Raw genomic sequence first — 17,853 nt, forward strand, 5'->3', positions numbered from 1 at the left:
CCTTGGCAACAATGATGACGTGATCCCTTCAGTTCGAAGCCCGAACGGCGTAGGGTGACTCGGCATTTCGACGCCCACGGCATCGATGTCCATTTCAGTGTGGTATCAGCCCAAATGGGTGCGGGACCGCTCTAACAGCAGATCAAACGATGTGAGTTGCATGGCTTCCGCAACGACTACCGCGCGCCCGCGCTTGCTATACGTGGTAAACGAAGACTTCGCGTTTTTGCTCAACCGGCTGCCGATGGCGAGAGCTGCGCGCGCCGCGGGCTATGAAGTGCACGTGGCCACGCGTGTCGATAAAGGCGCAAGCGCCATAGAAGCAGAGGGCTTCACGCTTCATAGGATACCATTCCGCCGGGGCGGATTGTCTCCATTTGCTGCAGTTCCGACCATCGCTGCGCTTCGACGGCTTGAAAGCAAGATCAGGCCGCAGATCGTTCATCACTCCGGCCTGCAATGCTGCGTGTATGGATCGATTGCAGCCTTGGGACGAAAAATCCCGCTTGTCAACGCCATTACCGGCCTGGGCTACATCTTTACTTCGGTAACCTGGCGAACAGGGCTTCTGAAACGAAGCATGGCTATTCTCCTTCCGTGGCTCTTCAACAGGAAGCAAAGCGTCGTTCTCGTCCAGAATCCCGACGACCTGTCCGCCCTCGAAAGCCTCGGAATAGAGCACGGTCGAACGATCCTGATCCCCGGATCCGGTGTCGATACAGATGTGTTGCAGCCACTGCCGGAGCCGACTGGCCCAATTACGATGGGCTTCGCCGGGCGCTTGCTAACCGACAAAGGAATTCGGGCGCTGGTAGCCGCCCACGGCATTTTGCGAGAACAAGGTCACGATATAAACCTGATCATTGCCGGTAATCCCGATCCAGCCAACCCCGCCTCCGTCCAAATTGAAGAAGCGTGGGAATGGAGCCAACGGCCGGGGATTACCTGGCTTGGACACATCGAAAATATCGTCTCGCTTTGGCGGCGCTGCCATTTTGCCGTCTTGCCGTCGCATCGCGAAGGCCTGCCCATGAGTCTGCTTGAAGCAGCAGCCTGCGGCAGAGCGATGATCGCCACCGACGCTCCGGGCTGCCGTGAAGTTGTCATTCATGATCATACCGGCGTCCTGGTGCCTATCGAGGATCCAATAGCACTTGCTGCGGCGATCCTTGGCCTGGCGAACTCGTTCCAGCTTCGCGACCGTTACGGACAAGCTGCGAGAAAGCTCGTCGTCGAAAAGCTGTCAGCCAAAATCATCGGGGACTCCGTCGTCGAACTCTACGACGAGCTAACGCGAAATCGGCACCAGCATCGGGCGCCAGACAATTCGATACTGCCTGGTCTCCAGGTGCAGAGTGCTGGGAAAATCCTGCTCGTTTCTCAGCATTATGCCCCGTTTCCGAGCACGACCTCGGCCTATATGACCGAGATTGCCGAGGAGTTGGCTCGCGACTGCGACGTCACCGTTCTGTCGGGCTCGCCCGGCTCCAACTCGAAGGCGCCCCCGAAGTCATCCTTCCCCACAATTATTGAGATAAAGAGCTGGTGGCCGGGAAAATCAGCGCTGGTTTCAAGATCACTTGCCGCAGTCCTGTTCGCATTACAGGTGTTCTTTGCCATCCTGAAGCACGCCCGCCGCGAGGACGCCATCCTTTGCGTTACGACGCCTTTCACAGTTCCGTACGCCGTAACTGTAGCAGCGAGGCTCCGCAAAATTCCCGCGGCACTTATTATTCATGACTTCTATCCGGACACGCTTGTCATGGCCGGCATTCTGCATCCCCGCTCTATAGTAACCAAAATCATGCGTTGGGCGAACTCTGTCTTGTTCAAATGGCTCGACGCTGTCGTCACCATCGGGCGCGATATGAATGTGCTGTTGATGGCCTATCCACGCATGCAGCCAAGCAAGATCGTCTTTATCCCAAATTGGCCAACGCTGCCCATTCAACATCGAGTCGTCACCGAGAATTCCTTTCGCGTCCGCTGCGGAAGCAAATTTCTGGTGGCCATGTCCGGAAACGCGGGATTCACTCACGATCCCAACTCCGTGTTCGAAGCTGCTCGAATACTGGAACACAATACGGACATTCACTTCCTGTTTTCGGGCGAGGGCGTCGGCTGGACCACATTGAAGAAAAGGCAGGCGACGACGCCCCTGCGTAACGTCACTTTGATTGAGCGCGTGCCCGAAGCGGAGCTGGAAGAATTCCTGTCGGCCGCCGACATTTGGATAATCCCGTATCGTAAAAACAATACCGGCGTGTCCGTACCAAGCCGGATCTATAATCTGCTCGCTGTGGGACGACCGGTGATAATCTGCTCAGAGCCGGATGCGGAGGCTGCTCTTCTGGTGCAGGAACATGATTTGGGCTGGGTGGTACAACCCGAAGATCCAGCCGCAATTGCTCGCACCGTCGAGTTTGCAGCTTCGGCCGCGGGCAATACCCAAGAGAAGGGACGGCGGGCGATCGAGATTGTCCGTAACTATGCACGACCAACCGCGTTGAATTCATACCGGCAACTGATGCGTCGGCTTCTGAACAAGCACGCTGCTGTGTCTAATGAATGATGAGATCACTCGCAGCTGTCGGGACAAATCCCCGAACGCCAACGCCCCCGAAAGCATGACTTTTAGCTGTTGACTCTCGTAGAGGTTTATTCCTTATCCAGAGAATGCGCTCCAATCCGCCATTCGAAACCTTTCACTCCAAGGCACGCTCGTTATGACTAAAGGTCTGGTTCTGGTAACGGGCGGAAACGGATACGTGGGCCGGGAGTTGGTGCGTCAGTTGATCGCCCAGCGAGATTGCGAAGTCCACGTACTGGACAATATGGCCAGCGGTGAACATCGTCTGGCGCAAATGGACGAGCAAGCTTTCGTACTGCACCGGCAGGATATCCGGGACACGGATGCGGTTTCGGAATTGCTCAGGACGATACGGCCGTCGATAATCTATCATTTGGCTGCAGTTCATTTCATTCCAGCGTGCGAAGCCGAGCCCGGGAATGCGGTCGCAATCAACGTGGCGGGAACCGTCAATCTGCTGAACGCAACTCCGGCCGGGACCAAGTTCGTCTTCGCTTCATCGGCCGCCGTCTACCGACCGTTGCCCGACGCGCATCTGGAACGCGACGAAGACCTCGGCCCGGTCGATGTCTACGGCTACACAAAATTGCACGGCGAGCATTTTGTCAGGCATTACCACAACCAAAACAAGGTCCGCGGCATCATCGTCAGACTTTTCAACGTCGTCGGGCCCGGTGAGACCAACCCGCATCTCGTACCGGCGATCATCAGCCAGCTTGCTTCCGGTAACCGCCAACTCGCGCTGGGAAACCTGTTTCCGCACCGGGATTACATCGACGTCAGCGACGTTGCTTATGGATTCCGCGCGCTCGCCAGGCACGATGCTTTCGAGGGCGGTCCGCTGATTTCGAATCTTGGCACCGGAAACACGCACTCCGTGGGTGACGTCGTCGCGACGATCGGGACCGCGGCCGGAGTGACCGTCGATGTTCAGCAGGACCCGCTTCGTGTGCGTGCTGTTGATCGTCCGATGCTGAAGTCGTCAACTCAGAAACTGAGGCAGATTACCGGCTGGGCCCCGTCCATCTCACTTGCCGAAAGCATGCATCGCGCATGGACAAATCGGATGGAGGATAGACTAACGTGACGGCCACCAAGCTGCGCGTTGGCGCGGTCGTCGTCACGCCACCGACGTTCAAGGCAAGCGGAGGGGTATCGGCTGCGATCCAACTAACCGAGAGAATCGCAAAGCAGATCGACAGCGCGCTGTTGCTGATGGCCGAGGATAATGGCGAAACCGTCGAGAACGGTCTGCGCATAGTCCGTCAAAAGGCGGCAAATTCCCTGCTGCCCCTGCGGCGTGTCCTGCCGCGGCAAGCCGTCACTCTCGCATGGCGAGCGAATATCAAGCCATGGCTTCGCCAGGGACAGTTCGATGTCGTTCATTTCCACAATCCTCACCCGCCCGGTGCTCTCAAAGCTGCTGCGCAGGCCTGCAAAGACCTCAAAATCCCCTACGTGATTTCAACGCACGGCTTCATCGAATTCAACGAATTCTCACAAGGCTTCGGTGCCCCTGCCTGGCAAAAGCCATTGCTGGAACTGCTGGTGCGTCGACCGGTCGTACACGTGGCGCAGAACGCGGCGAGAGTCCTGATGCTCTCGCCTCAGGAGGAACCCGTTCTATCCGGCATGGGGGTGCATCCTCGCAATCTTCGCGTCGTATCCAATGGCGTGGACCCCTACTTCACGATTCCTGTTTCAGAAGCAGAGCGGCAACGACTGGTCGCACGCTTCGCTCTTCCGACCGATCGTCCTCTGATGCTGTATGTGGGTAACCACACGGCAAACAAGGGCCTGGACGTACTGCTCAGAGCCCTGCCCCTGATGCGCGAAAAGGCTGTGGCTGTTGTCGCCGGTGCTATCCGCTCGCAGAAGGAGCATGCGCAGCTCCTTGCTGACAACGGCATGCCTGCTGGCAGTGAAAAGATTCTATTCACCGATTTCATCACCCGCGAAGAACTGCGCGCCCTCTATCAGAGCGTCGACTTGTTCGTCTTTCCCTCGCGCGCCGATACGCTGCCGCTTGTCATTCTGGAAGCCATGGCCAGCGGCCTGCCGGTCGTTTCGACCTTGATTGGCGGAATTCCATTCGAAGTTTCCGCCGACACAGGGATCCTGATGAAGCCCGGCGATCCCGCAGCACTCGCTTCGGCGCTGGACCGGCTGTGTGCCGACCAGCCACTCCGCAAGGCGATGGGCGATGCCGGGCGCGCACGTGTCACTCAGCTCTTTAACTGGGAGAAATCGGCAGAACAGGCCGTGGCTATTTACGAGGAAGTCGTTTCCAACAAGACGTCGCAATAGTTCTTAGTGAGAGATGGCCGACATCGGCTTCATCGCTCCGGCTTGTATCCCACAAACGAATAGAGTCGACCGGGCCGGTTGTCGAATTGTTCGGCGATCAACAGCATGAACCTGAACATGCGGTCATGACTCAGAAGCGCCCGCCAGCCCGGGACAGGAAGCCTGGCCGAAAGCCGTGAGACGACAGCCGATCGCAAGCTCTCAAATGTGTAAGGGAACAAGTTGATCGGGCTTGTAAGGGGCGGAAGTATCTCGAGCGGCTCAAAGCCGGCAGTGCGCAACGCGCCAACGTAGCGATCAAGACGAAAGGCGTTCTCACCGCCATAAAGCCGATGCAGCGGATGCTGGTCCAAGAAATTCTGAAGGTCGGAATCACGACTAATGACATGTTCGCGGGCGGCAACAGCAATGCCACCCGGCTTCAGTACGCGATAGATTTCACGGCATGCACCTTCCAGATTGGTCGTGTGATGAAGCACCGCTCGCGCAAACACGACATCGAAGCTCGCATCGGCAAACGGCAACCGCTCGGAAACTTCCTCGACAATATCAATGGCAATTCCGGCATCGTGCGCGAGCATGCGTATCGCTGCTGCGCCAACAATCTTGCTTGGATCCGGTTCAAGGGCCGTGACCGCGAAGCCATCACGGGCCAGTGCGTAGCTGGCGATACCACGGCCAGCTCCGATATCGAGCGCTCGGCCACGACGACCATGCAATATTTTGGAGACCGCGCGCCACTCCTCCGATGCATGGTAACGAGCCGCCGCATCCACCAATGGGTCATCGTAGTATGCGTCGCGCGCAACTTGCTGCTGCTCGGGTTGATTTCGAAACCAGACGACCGCCTCTTCCCAGGACGACAGCTTGGGATCAGCGCTCATCGGGCGACAGCTCCCTGACAACGACCGCAGGGTTTCCCGCCGCGATCGAGAACGCCGGCACGTCCCTAGTGACGACCGCCCCGGCCGCGACGATCGCACCCTGCCCAACGGTGACGCCGCGCAGCACAAAGGCACCAGCGCCTATCCAGGCGTCGTCGTGAATCGTAACAGGCTGCTCGCCCAACTCCAGCTTACGCGGATGACCACGCTCGAATATTTCCCTGGCCTGCTGGTGTCGTTGCGAGGCTTGCAGCGGATGCGTAAGGTTATCGAATATATTGACGGAATGGGAAATCAGAACGCGATGTCCGATTTCGATCGATACCGCGGACCAAATGCGGGTTCCGTCTCCCACATAGCACCAATCGCCCAGCACAATTTTCCCCCCGTGCCCGAACGTCATCAACTCGCCGCGCACAAACGTATCGCTGCCAATCAGGATACGATCGGAGTCGCCGGCGGCATTTTTAATGCGCGCCGCTTGACTGAGGCGCGACCTGGCACCGACCCTGCAGGTTGCACGCCCCAGGATCTGCTGGGCTAGACGGTGAAGGTTCATGTAGTTCAACTGCGCTATTGGCCGGGAGTAATTAACACGATCATAACCGCCCGACGAGATCAACAAAGCTCTTCCATTGCAATGGCTTACTGTAAGAGGCGGTGACCCTTTCGCGACCGAGCGAGGCAATCCTCGACGATTCATCACAGTCCGCCAGCCGCTCCTCAATGAGGGTAAGCGCTTCCTCGGGCGAGCCATAGGTCGCGATTGTGACGCCAGGTTCCATCGCCTCTGGGTACCGCCCGTCATCCGACACCAGCAAGGCACCGCATCCCATGGCCTCGAAGCATCTCATATTGCCACGATCCGCTCCCGCCATATCGATCGCGCCGTTGAGCACGATCTTGGATCGCCCGATGAGATCATAGAGCTGCCGTCCGAAGACCGGCGGCTTGGCAATTTTCGATATCGCGCGAGGTCGGCGATGCTTCTTCAGGGGCGGCAAGAACCCGAGCGCGGTCTCGGCGAGCCGCGTCAGACGCGATGCGTCAAGGCAGAACACCACGTTCCGTCTCACGGCGAGTGCAGCGACCCGCTCCAAAATGGCCGCACGACGCGAATGGTGTCGCGAGTAACCGCCAACGAACAACACGTCGATAGGTCGGTCGCCGCGACCATACTTATCCATCAGCGGGTCAATCGCCGGAAAAAACGGCGCAACATTGCAGCCTTTCCGTCGCCAGTCATCAAGAATGGAGGGGAAATTGCTGACCACGGCATCGTAGGCCGACAGATCGACACCACCCGATGGCGCAGCACGCCAGCATACGGCTCTTCTTACACACCCGGGCAGCTTGCGAACAAAGCTGCTGCTGTAGCGGATCGGATCCAGATTGTAGAACACCTCAGCGCGATGATGCTCGATCTGCGCCAGGAGAATGTCCTCCGGCGCGCTCGCCGACGCCATCCCGTGCTCGCGCGCCCAGTACGTCTGCAGCGTCTTGTCATTGGCATTGGTAAAGAATGCATCGGGCGATCGGTCAATGACCGGCTGGAGGAAATGCAACACACCGAACCTGTCGTCCAGGAACACGCGCAGTCGATCGTCGAAGCTAACGGCCCCGGCCGCAAGACCATCAAAATGCTGCAGGTAAGATGGGTAAAGAGCGCTATTCTGAAATAACCGCATTCAAGGGTCCGCCAAAGGATGCCATGAGATAGCAAACTGCACACGAATAACAACACTCAACGCGTCTGTAGCTCAGACGCCCAACCGACCATTGGTTCGCCCACAGTTGACACCCCCATGTGCTGCTGCGAAATAGGCCAGTTCTCGCTTCAGGCGGCGGGTATGCGAGACCGGAATAGCGTATGAGCAACAAGAATACCGTGGGCCACCAGATCGAAACAGAGTCGATCTATTCCAACGCGGAGTATCTCGCGCACAATCCCACTTGGCATGCCGAGGATTCAGCCTGGAAGGCCGCCAAGATATGCAGCACCCTGCGCAGGAACAATCTCAATCCGTCCCGGATTGCAGAAATTGGCTGCGGCGCGGGCGAGATCCTGGTGCAGCTCAAGACCCTTCTGCCCGAAAGCACTTTCGTCGGCTATGAGATGTCCGGGCAAGCCTTCGAGCTGGCGCGAAAGCGCGAACGTCCCGGCTTACACTACGTCAACACTAATATGCTGGACGAAAACGTCCACTTCGACGCCCTGCTGTGCATTGATGTATTCGAGCATGTCGACGACTATATCGGGTTCATCAAATCGATCCGCAGCTACGCTGATTACAAGATTTTTCATATCCCGCTGGATCTATCGGTCTTCGCGGTGGCGCGGAGAGATACGCTGCTGGACGCGCGGCGGCGCGTGGGGCACCTGCACTATTTCACCAAGGAAACCGCGATCGAGACCATCAGGTATTGCGGCTACGAAATAATCGACACCGATTTCACCGCGCGAGCAGTTGAACTTGATAGCGGCAGGTTACGCACCAACCTGATGAAGCTGCCGCGCGCGCTGTTATCAAAAGTCTCGCCGGCTCTTGCCGCCCGTATTTTGGGAGGCTGGTCGCTGATGGTGTTGGCTAAATAGACTTCAGTACCGGGGGAGCCGACAGAATTCCACAATCCGAGAAGAAACGAGCAGGAGTGAGGGGATTGGAAATACTATTCTCTTTAAAAACGTCATCCCGGCAGGCGAGCCAGTACCCATTTCATATGGAGATAGGGCCAAATTCGTCCCGCCGACTCCCAATCCCAAGACCTGTCACGATTCAACTTCAAAACTGCCTTCTCGAACGCCGGTTCATCAACCAGTTCCGTGAAGGCCTCAACCTTCTTTGCCAGCAAGGATGCGGTCCAGGAAGAAAGCGGACCGTTCAACCATTCCGGCATCGGCGAATTGAAGCCGATTTTGCGCTTTGCGGTCCGGATTGATTCCGGCATGCAGCCGGCCATGGCTCGACGCGCAATCAACTTCGAGTATCCGTCGGCGTACTTGGCTTCTTCCGGAAGAGCAACCGCATAGGTCACCAGCCGCCAATCCAGAAAAGGCATCCGCACTTCGATCCCGTGCGCCATCGACAGGCGATCGAAGTTGCGCAGGATTGTCGGCAGAACGGTTCCATGGAGCATACGATAGAGCCTGCGATTGAAGGAACCCCACTCGGTCGGCAAATGGTCCTCATCGCCAACCACCGCGAATCCCCGCGGCAGCGAGGAAAGCCCGCCTCGCAGAAAAAAATGGCCTCGTCGCTTGAGTAGTGCCGCGCGCGCGAAATCCACGGCGTTTGACAAAAACCGCCAGCGCTCCATGATGCCAGAAACAACGTTACGCATCCAAAACGCCCCCGTACCACCCGCCTGCAGATAGCCCCCCATCAATTCATCGGCACCATGGCCATCGAGCGAAACAAGCACTTTCTGGCGACGCAGTTCCCGATAGATCAACCAGACGGCAGTTGGCAGACCAATGTAGACCTCGTCCATGTCTTCGAGCACACGATCGAAATCCCGCAAGGCGTCGTCATCACCGATCTGCAGTATCGTGGGCTCAACACCTGCCCAGGCAGCGGCTTCCTCGGCCTGTGGTCGCTCGTCGTTGGGGGATCCCGGAAACGACGCGACAAAGGCGTGCCGCCAGGCATGATTGCCACGCGGCCCCATCCCCTTCTTCTCGGCTTCGGACATCGTGCAAATGATGGCAGAGGAATCGAATCCGCCGGACAGGCAGGTGCCAATCGGCACGTCACTGCGCATGCGCAAAGCCACGGCATCTCGAAAAATCTGTCCGAAACGTTCGACCCGCTCGGCCTCAGTGGAGGGTAACTGAGGCAGATGATCCAGCGTACGCCACCAACGCGTAACGCTGGTACGGCCGCCCCTGATCCAAAGATGGTGCCCTCCCTGCAACCGCTTGATTTCCCGGTGCAGGGTCCGCTCGCTTCCCTCTATGCCAAAGGCATCGACCATGATCCGGCGCGCAGCATCTGCATCAATGTCGGTAGGCACCAATCCGGATCGAACAATGGCGCGCATTTCCGACGCAAACACCAGGCGGCCGTCCGAGATCGAATAAAGCAATGGTTTGATGCCGAACCGGTCGCGGGCGAGGAAAACGTCGCCAGATACCTTGTCCGCGATCGCCAGTGCCCACATTCCGTTGAAGCGCAGGAGCATGTCCGGTCCCCACGCCTGCCAGGCGGCGAGGATAACTTCGGTATCGGACTCGGTGCGGAACGGGACGCCCGCAGCTTGCAACTCTGCCCGCAATTCGAGGAAATTGTAGACCTCGCCATTATAGACGATGACAAAACGGCCATCCCCCGAATGCATCGGCTGATCGCCACGGGCGCCGGGGTCGATAATCGCTAAACGCCGATGTCCGAGCGCGATCCGCTTGTCATCGCTGAACCAGAATCCCGCACCATCGGGACCGCGGTGAGCGATCAGACCGGTAATTTTCTCGATGGCAGATGGAGTGACAGCTTCGCCGCGCAGATCGACGATACCAGCAATACCGCACATGAATCAGAAGCTCCGCGCGGGAAGAAACCGCGTTACGATGCGATACAGATCCCGCCGGCAAATTGCTCCGTAGGGGCCGATGCTGGAAACGGCAATGACCGCCATCAGGATCGCCGCGGCCGAAAGAACGTAATAGCCGGCAACCTCCCACAAAGCGGCACCCTGATCTATCCCATAGGTCGTAATCCAGACCCGCAACAGGATTGCACCGACGACCCCTACTCCAATCGGCATCAGGACAAAATGCCAAACCCGCAACCCGATATCCGGCAAGGCGAAACTCCGCCGCAGCAGCAGCGTCATGAAAACCATCTGGGCCAGTGCGCCGGCACATGCACTCCAACCCGCCGCCGGCCATCCAAAATAGGGAAGCGCCACCGCACTGGTTCCGAGGGTGAATAGCGCGGTGACCAGCGATATCGCGGCGTTCGCGCGTGTCCTGCCCTTCGCCATGAGATAGAATGTGAAAACGTTGGTGCCGCTGCCAAGGATGCCTGCCAGAGCCAGTACGATCAGCACGCGCTGGCCTTCGGCGGCAACTTCCGGGCCGGTCCACAGGTACAGCACATTACCAGCCACAGGAATGAGAGCTCCGAGCACCGTTACGGCCAGCACGTTCAGTATCCATGATGCACGAAAAAACAGGTCGCCGACGCGCTCGTCGCTCTCGCCCTGCAATGCACTGAAGAATGGAAACAGAATCTCGCCGATCTTGAGAACACCAATGTAAATTGCTTCCTCCGCGCGCAGCGCGATCGAATAGTATCCGACGTGCTGCGGCTGAAGAAACATGCCGAGCAAATAGCGTTCTGCCTGTCCGGCGACCAATCCACCGCCCTGCGCCAGCGCCTGCCATTTGCCGATGTGCAGGAGAGTTACCAGTGATCTGGAATGCAGCGCCGGAAACGCCACCACATCCGGGCACAGCAGCCGCGCCAGCACCATCGACAGCAGCAAATTGACTGCAAAACCGATCATTTGACAGGCCACGAAAGTCGACGCCTGCGGCCAGTGCGGGATCAACAGAAGCATTGAAAGTGTCGACGCCACGCTGCCTGCGACGCTCACGAGAGCCAGCCGTGCGTAATCTTGATGGGCCGTGAACAGCGCCAGACACACGCCGGCGATGCACTGAAAAAGCCACCCCACCGCACCGAAAGCGAACGCAGCGAAAAGATCGTCCACCAGGTCACCGCCCAGCTGAAAAACGCGCTGCGCAAAGGCCGGGCCGACGAGCCAGAAAAGGCTCACAAGTGGAATTCCGACCGCCAGGCTGAGAAACATGGCGGTTGCAAAAAACTGTCGGGTCTCATGGCGCGCTGCCGTGGCGAGCGTTCGGGCAAATTCGCGCGTCGACATCATGGCGAGAGAGCCGCTGAAAATGAGCGCTGGCGCAATGGTGGCGACGACAAGCCCCGCCACCCCGAAGGATGCAACGCCCAACCTACCGACGACAAACGGCAGGATCAGCAAGTTCAACCCGACGCTGACGAGGAATGCCATGGCATTCCAGGTCGAATTTGCCAGCAGTCGGGAACCGCTTTTCATGAGAAATGCGCAGCCATTTCATAATCGATATCGCCTGCACCACGCAGCACGACTAACCGAAGGCGCGAATGAGATCGACCACGGTCTTCTGTTGCGGCGCCGTGATCTCCGCAAACATCGGCAACGACAAGATCCGGCTTTGAGCCCGATGCGCATTCGGAAACTGCTCTGGACGATGCTCCAATCGTCCATAGGCCTCCAAAAACGGAAGAGCCACCGGGTAGTTGACGGCGGTTTGCACGTTGTTTGCGCTCAGGTGGGCGGCGAGCTTGTCGCGTTCCGGATGCTGGATGGTATAAAGATGATACACATGGGTGCGATCCGGAGCGACCTGCGGGACAACAATGTCTTCGATCTGATTGAGGCCGGCATCATAGACCATTGCCGCCGCCTGCCGAGCCTGCGTCCACCGAGTGAGATGCGGCAACTTTGCCGAAAGAATAGCGGCCTGCATGCCGTCGAGACGACTGTTGATCCCCTCGATGCGATGCTGATGTTTGACAAGGCCACCGTGTCGCGCCAACACTGCCATTCGTTCGGCAAGATCCGGGCGACCGGTAACAACTGCGCCAGCGTCTCCCATCGCTCCGAGATTTTTCCCGGGATAGAACGAATAGGTCGCAGCGTCCCCGAACGTGCCGACTTGTTGGCCTCGGTATTCGGCCAGATGAGCCTGAGCGCAATCTTCGATCACCCACAGTTTGTGTCGACGCGCGATCTGCATGATCGCGTCCATGTCGGCCGGCTGACCGTAAAGGTGGACTGGAATGATTCCCACCGTCCGCGGCGTAATGGCATTTTCGATCGCGGCCGGATCGATCGTATAGGTGCCGGCGTCAGTGTCACAAAAGACGACGTTCGCGCCGGCATGCGTAATCATGGCCGATGTGCTGATCCAGGACCACGCGGTCGTAATCACCTCATCGCCGGGCGAAACTCCCAAAGCCCGCATCGCGATGTAAAGAGCGTCCGTGCCGTTTGCGCAAGACACGCAATGGGGGGCGCCGACGGCGGCCGCAAACGCAGTTTCGAAATTGTCGACATATGGACCACGTATGAAGGAGCTGTCACGAATGACGGCGGCGATCGCGGCATCGATTTCCGACTTGATGCTCTCATATTGCAGATGGAGGTCGGCGTAGGGCACGGCCATGGGATGGAGCCTCATTTCGAACCAGTCGCTGTCAATGGCGCCGAATCAGACGCGCCGGATTTCCGGCGTAGGATCCGGGCAACGTAATGTCCTTGGTAACGACCGCGCCAGCCCCGATCACGACATTGTCGCAGATCTCAACCGGAAGAATTGACGCTCCCGATCCGATCGATACGCGATTTCCGATTTTCGTATGGCGCCACAACTCTTTGCGGCCTCGCGCCGGGCCACCCGTCGAAAACGTGTCGTTGATGAACATCACCCCGTGACCGATGAAGCAATCGTCGCCGATCGTGACAAGCTCGCAAACAAACGCATGGGACTGAACGCGCGTTCGCGATCCAATCCGTACTGATTTCTGGATTTCGGTGAAGGGACCGATAAAGCAATCGTCGCCAATTTCGCAACCGTAAAGATTGCACGGCTCGACGATGCTGACGCGAGCACCGAATACCACGTCACGCACGCCCACCTGTCGGATTTCGGGCTCATTCATGGCAGTTCGCCGAGGCGGCATAATTGCGGGGCAAACTTTAAAGAAACTTCTTTGCCGGTCTCGATGGATTCATACAGCGCAGATATCAGTTCAAGGCTCTTGCGACCCTGAAGGCCATCGACAAGCGCGGGACTCTGATCGTTGAGGCATTTGACGACATGTTCGTAATAGGCCTGGTGGCCAAAACCATAGACGTTTGGCGGATTAACCGAGAACCTTTCAATAACCTCTCTGTCTGAATCAAGCTCCTTTGAGAACTGCCAGTGCCGGATCTTGTTGACGGCAAATCCCGCAATTTCAACGGCTCCCCCCTCACCGAGTATTGACAACGAGCCTTCGAGATCCGTTGGCCTGACTGCCGTTGTCGCCTCGATGATTCCGAGCGCACCGTTCTTGAACTTGAGCGTCGCCACTGCAGTGTCTTCGGCTTCGATGTTCACCAGCGCGGTTGCCGCCCGGGCGTGTACGCTGACCACGTCGCCGAAGAACCACTCGAGCATATCAACATGGTGACTTGCCTGGTTGGCCAGAACGCCTCCGTCGTATGCCCAGGTTCCACGCCATTTATCCTGATCGTAATAGGCCTGATCACGACACCAGCGCACCCTTACGGTTCCCAGGATCAAGCGTCCGAAGCGACCGGCCTCGAGCGCTTCGCGAGCCTTTATCACGGGGACATTGAACCGGTTCTGCTTCACCACGAACAGCTTGACGCCGGCAGCATCGCAGGCGTTCATCATGACATCGGCGTCTTCGAGCCGGAGCGCCATCGGCTTTTCGACGATGACATGCTTGCCGGCCTTGGCAGCGGCAATGGCGTGAGCGGGATGCATCCCGCTGGGCGTCAGCACCGAAACCGCCTGCATATCCTTGTGGTTCAGAAATTCATCAATGCTGTAGAAGGCCGGCACGCCAAACCGCGAGGCGACCTTGTCGGCCCGCTCGCGCACGACGTCGCAGACTGCAACCAATTTGGCCCCAGCGATATGGCCGCCGCCAAGTAGATCAGCGTGACGCTTTGCGATACGCCCGCACCCCAGCAAGCCAAATTTGATCACTGATCACCCAATTTGCGGTTCGCCACGAAGAGCTTTCGAAGTCAATTTTGGGCTATTCGATCCCGTGCGACGCGGGCATCGCAAAATCAACTTGCCCACCCCGCCGAACCATTTTCTTCGGATAGCCGAAGCCGCTATGTTTTTCAACAGCTTGCATTGCTTTGAGGCTCCTGGTTGCAGAATTGCGGCTCGGGCCAGGCGTGACCGCACCGACATCGGATGGGCGAAGGACCTGCGACGCAAGGCACCTTTGGCAACCTGCCGACGCGCCATGGGGCAAGCGCAACAACGGTCTCATTATACCACGCCACACCGCTCCTGTACGAAGGTTCCTCATAACATCTTTAAGTTGTATTAATTGCGTAACTCTATCGCTGACGCGATTTCAAGCCTGGATCGCTCCTTCCGCCCTATGCCGCGAAATGTGACCGGTCTATACCGGCTGAAGAGCGGAACAACGGAGATAACTCTCGACCATCGGCCGGTCGCGGGTGCCTGACTTCTGGGAGCGGTATGAACTTGCTAGGATTGGATGAACCAGCTGAACACAACAAAACTGAGACGAAGAGTCTGGTTATAGGAGCCACCGGCCTTGTCGGCGGCTACATCGTTGAACGCCTGGTCCGCGGCGGTCAACGACCCCTTGCCTTGTCAAGGGCCCCGCAGGATGGGACGGGAATCGACTGGTTTTTAGGTGACCTTGAAAAACCTGAAGCTTTCAAGTTTCCAGAATTTACGACCCTGTTTTGCACGGCAAGTGCTGCACTGTTGTGCAGCGCTCTCCCCTATCTATTGAATCCTTCCCTAAAACGAATTGTTGTCTTCACCTCGACAAGCGTCATTACCAAGATTGACAGCGAGATTGCTTCCGAACGAGCAACCTTGACCAGGCTGGCCGAAGCGGAGCGCAACATCGCCAGTATCTGCTCACAGGCCGGCGTTGAATGGACAATTTTGCGGCCGACACTCATCTATGCCGAAGGGCGGGATCGCAATATTACGCCGCTGTCGCGGCTTATTCGGAGATTTGGCTTCATGCCCCTTGTCGGGGGAGCGCAGGGTTTACGGCAGCCTGTGCATGCGGAAGACTTGGCCATCGGCGCGGTCTCTGCAGCATTGAGTCAAGCTGCGGCGAACCAGATATACTCGTTGCCCGGCGGCGAAACCCTCACCTACCGCGAGATGATCGGTCGAATTTTTGACGGCATGCGGCTGCCGCGACGGACACTCTCAATACCACCTGTCTTGTGGCGGGCAGGATTTGTCGTCGCCAAGCCGTTGTTCCCAAGCGCTAACGCCGCGATGGGCATCCGGATGATGAAAGATATGGCCTTCGATTCAACGCCTGCGGTACGCGACTTCGGATGGAAGCCGAGAAATTTCTTTCCGGTCTTCGACTAGGTCGAGTGGCCGGATAGCTCGCTCATCAGTCGCCAAATACCACGGTCTTCCGACCGTTGAGGATCACACGATCCTCGAGGTGATGGCGTATCGCGCGGGCCAGCACGCGCCGCTCGATATCGCGGCCCTTGCGCGAGAGATCTTCCGGCGTATCGCGGTGGCTGATGCGCTCGACGTCCTGATCGATGATCGGGCCTTCATCGAGGTCGCGCGTCACATAATGCGCGGTCGCGCCGATCAGTTTGACGCCGCGCTCATGCGCCTGGTGATAGGGCCGAGCGCCTTTGAAGCCCGGCAGGAACGAGTGGTGGATATTGATGCAGCGGCCCGAAAGCGCTTCTGACATCTCATCCGAGAGAATCTGCATATAGCGCGCCAGCACCACGAGGTCGGTGCCGCTGTCCTGCACCAGTTTCAGGACCGCCTGTTCCTGTTCGCGCTTGGTCTCCTTGGTGACCGGCAGATAGTGGAACGGGATCTTGCCGAAATCGAGATTGTCATAGGTCTCACGCGGATGATTGGAGACGATCGCGGTCGGGATCATCTGAAGTTCGCCGGTGCGCCACCGATAGAGGATATCGACCAGGCAATGATCCGATTTGGAAGCCAGCAACATCACCCGGCGGCGGTTGGCGCGATCGCGCATCTGCCAGTCCATGCCAAAGCGGTCGGCGATCGCGGTAAAGCCGGTCTGCAACGCCGCCAGTTCGACCGCGAGGTCCGCGGCGGTGAACACCACCCGCATGAAGAATTTTTTGGTTTCGATATCGTCGAACTGCTGGGCGTCCAGAATGTTCTGCCCGTTATGGGCGAGAAAGGTCGACACCGCGGAGACGATGCCGGGGCGGTCGGGGCAGGATAGAGTGAGGACGAACTGATGGTCGGGCATGGCGCGGACTTGACTACAATTCAGGCAGAGGCGTGGAACACTTGTTAGCGCCCTCCTCTATCACCACCAACCGGCTTGCGCCAATCCGGAAACCGGGGTCATGATGAACAAAGCACAACGATCGGCGTTGGAGCGAGGCCATGGCTGATAGACTGAACGGCTACCGTATCCTGATCCTGGAAACGCGCGAGGAAGCGCAGTTTTCCCGCCTGCTTACCGAGCAGGGCGCGGACGTGCTGCAATGTCCGATGTTCACCATTCACGACGCGCCCGATCCGGCGCCGATCGAGGCCTGGATCAAGCGGTGCGTCGACAAGCCGTTCGACGATCTGGTGCTGATGACCGGCGAAGGCCTCCGCCGCCTGATGAAAGTCGTGCGCCGCATCGGTCTCGAGGAAGAATTCGTGGCGGCGCTCGGCAAGGCCCGCAAATTCGCGCGCGGCCCCAAACCAGGCCGGGCGCTGCGCGAAATCGGGCTGGAGCCGCAGATGACGACGGAGAAGCCGACCTCCGAAGGCATCGCCGAGATGCTGTCGCGCATCGACCTGTACGGCCACCGCCTCGGCCTGCAGCTCTACCCGGACAAGGATCACAGCGTCCTGATCGGCGCGATCAAGGCGCAGGGCGCCGAGGTCGATACCGTGCTGCCCTATGTGTATGACGCGCAGGCCGCCGACGCCAACATCGTCACCGCCATCGACGAGATGGCCGAGGGCCGCATCGACGCGATCGCGCTGACCAATCTGGGCCAGGTCCGCCGCCTCGTCGAAGTCGCGCGGGCGCGTGGCTGTGAAGCGCGGTTGCGCGAGGGGCTGGCGCGTACGCCGATTGCTTCCGTGGGACCCGTGGTTTCCGACGAACTGAAATCCCACGGGCTGCGCGCCGATATTTCGCCGGCCGACGATGCCTACTTCATGAGGCCGCTGATATCGGCAATGGCGGCGGCGCTCGGCAAGACCCCGCCGCGTGCGACGGCTGCGAACTAGCCGCATCGTCG

At 58.4% G+C, this 17,853-nt stretch carries 15 protein-coding genes; 6 read left to right on the plus strand and 9 right to left on the minus strand.

Annotated features, from left to right (window positions below; translation table 11 throughout):
• The first annotated feature begins 160 nt into the window (after positions 1 to 160).
• From JQ574_RS35630 to JQ574_RS02265, 3 genes are all read left to right on the plus strand, one after another.
• Complete coding sequence (locus tag JQ574_RS35630; protein WP_312018257.1) at positions 161 to 2,572, plus strand: glycosyltransferase; 2,412 nt, start codon at positions 161 to 163, stop codon at positions 2,570 to 2,572.
• A gap of 154 nt (positions 2,573 to 2,726) precedes the next feature.
• Positions 2,727 to 3,677 (plus strand): NAD(P)-dependent oxidoreductase, encoded by a 951-nt coding sequence (locus tag JQ574_RS02260; protein WP_212383224.1) that lies wholly within the window; start codon positions 2,727 to 2,729, stop codon positions 3,675 to 3,677.
• On the plus strand, positions 3,674 to 4,897 hold the full coding sequence (locus tag JQ574_RS02265; protein ID WP_212210121.1) for a glycosyltransferase family 4 protein: 1,224 nt from the start codon (positions 3,674 to 3,676) through the stop codon (positions 4,895 to 4,897). Before JQ574_RS02260 ends, JQ574_RS02265 begins: the two co-directional genes overlap by 4 nt.
• 29 nt (positions 4,898 to 4,926) lie before the next feature.
• Here JQ574_RS02265 and JQ574_RS02270 read toward each other — a convergent pair whose 3' ends face one another.
• Genes JQ574_RS02270 through JQ574_RS02280 form a run of 3 tightly spaced genes read right to left on the minus strand, consistent with a single transcriptional unit; the run spans position 4,927 to position 7,469 of the window.
• Positions 4,927 to 5,781 carry a class I SAM-dependent methyltransferase gene (locus tag JQ574_RS02270; protein WP_212383227.1) on the minus strand — a complete coding sequence of 285 codons (855 nt, stop codon included), beginning with the start codon at positions 5,779 to 5,781 and terminating at the stop codon, positions 4,927 to 4,929.
• Positions 5,771 to 6,340 (minus strand): DapH/DapD/GlmU-related protein, encoded by a 570-nt coding sequence (locus JQ574_RS02275; protein WP_212294361.1) that lies wholly within the window; start codon positions 6,338 to 6,340, stop codon positions 5,771 to 5,773. Before JQ574_RS02275 ends, JQ574_RS02270 begins: the two co-directional genes overlap by 11 nt.
• A gap of 40 nt (positions 6,341 to 6,380) precedes the next feature.
• Positions 6,381 to 7,469, minus strand: coding sequence for a glycosyltransferase (locus tag JQ574_RS02280; protein ID WP_212383229.1), 1,089 nt, complete (start codon positions 7,467 to 7,469; stop codon positions 6,381 to 6,383).
• 182 nt (positions 7,470 to 7,651) lie between these two features.
• On the opposite strand from JQ574_RS02280, the gene JQ574_RS02285 reads away from it, so the two are divergent.
• Positions 7,652 to 8,377, plus strand: a complete 726-nt coding sequence (locus JQ574_RS02285) for a bifunctional 2-polyprenyl-6-hydroxyphenol methylase/3-demethylubiquinol 3-O-methyltransferase UbiG (protein WP_212294274.1) — start codon at positions 7,652 to 7,654, stop codon at positions 8,375 to 8,377.
• A 92-nt stretch (positions 8,378 to 8,469) separates the two neighbouring features.
• Here JQ574_RS02285 and asnB read toward each other — a convergent pair whose 3' ends face one another.
• Genes asnB through JQ574_RS02310 form a run of 5 tightly spaced genes read right to left on the minus strand, consistent with a single transcriptional unit; the run spans position 8,470 to position 14,566 of the window.
• Positions 8,470 to 10,311, minus strand: a complete 1,842-nt coding sequence (gene asnB / locus JQ574_RS02290) for an asparagine synthase (glutamine-hydrolyzing) (protein WP_212383231.1) — start codon at positions 10,309 to 10,311, stop codon at positions 8,470 to 8,472.
• Between the two features lie 3 nt (positions 10,312 to 10,314).
• Positions 10,315 to 11,859: a lipopolysaccharide biosynthesis protein gene (locus JQ574_RS02295; protein ID WP_212383233.1), complete on the minus strand. Its 1,545-nt coding sequence runs from the start codon at positions 11,857 to 11,859 to the stop codon at positions 10,315 to 10,317.
• Positions 11,860 to 11,911: 52 nt separating this feature from the next.
• Positions 11,912 to 13,012 (minus strand): DegT/DnrJ/EryC1/StrS aminotransferase family protein, encoded by a 1,101-nt coding sequence (locus JQ574_RS02300; protein ID WP_212383235.1) that lies wholly within the window; start codon positions 13,010 to 13,012, stop codon positions 11,912 to 11,914.
• A 31-nt stretch (positions 13,013 to 13,043) separates the two neighbouring features.
• The gene (locus JQ574_RS02305; protein WP_212210114.1) at positions 13,044 to 13,508 is read right to left on the minus strand and encodes an acyltransferase; all 465 of its coding nucleotides are present in this window, start codon (positions 13,506 to 13,508) and stop codon (positions 13,044 to 13,046) included.
• A complete protein-coding gene (locus JQ574_RS02310) occupies positions 13,505 to 14,566 on the minus strand; it encodes a Gfo/Idh/MocA family protein (protein WP_212383237.1) in 1,062 nt (353 codons plus the stop codon). The genes JQ574_RS02305 and JQ574_RS02310 overlap by 4 nt, the downstream gene beginning before the upstream one ends.
• Positions 14,567 to 15,079: 513 nt before the next feature.
• Here JQ574_RS02310 and JQ574_RS02315 point away from each other — a divergent pair.
• Positions 15,080 to 15,967: an SDR family oxidoreductase gene (locus JQ574_RS02315; protein ID WP_212210112.1), complete on the plus strand. Its 888-nt coding sequence runs from the start codon at positions 15,080 to 15,082 to the stop codon at positions 15,965 to 15,967.
• Positions 15,968 to 15,992: 25 nt separating this feature from the next.
• Here the strand turns inward: JQ574_RS02315 and purU are convergent, their stop codons facing one another.
• Positions 15,993 to 16,856, minus strand: a complete 864-nt coding sequence (gene purU, locus JQ574_RS02320) for a formyltetrahydrofolate deformylase (RefSeq protein WP_212210111.1) — start codon at positions 16,854 to 16,856, stop codon at positions 15,993 to 15,995.
• 140 nt (positions 16,857 to 16,996) lie between these two features.
• Here purU and JQ574_RS02325 point away from each other — a divergent pair, with 140 nt between their 5' ends.
• On the plus strand, positions 16,997 to 17,842 hold the full coding sequence (locus JQ574_RS02325; protein WP_212383239.1) for a uroporphyrinogen-III synthase: 846 nt from the start codon (positions 16,997 to 16,999) through the stop codon (positions 17,840 to 17,842).
• Positions 17,843 to 17,853: the final 11 nt, after the last annotated feature.

This window comes from Bradyrhizobium sp. AUGA SZCCT0158 (assembly GCF_018130065.1).
Lineage (GTDB): Bacteria > Pseudomonadota > Alphaproteobacteria > Rhizobiales > Xanthobacteraceae > Bradyrhizobium.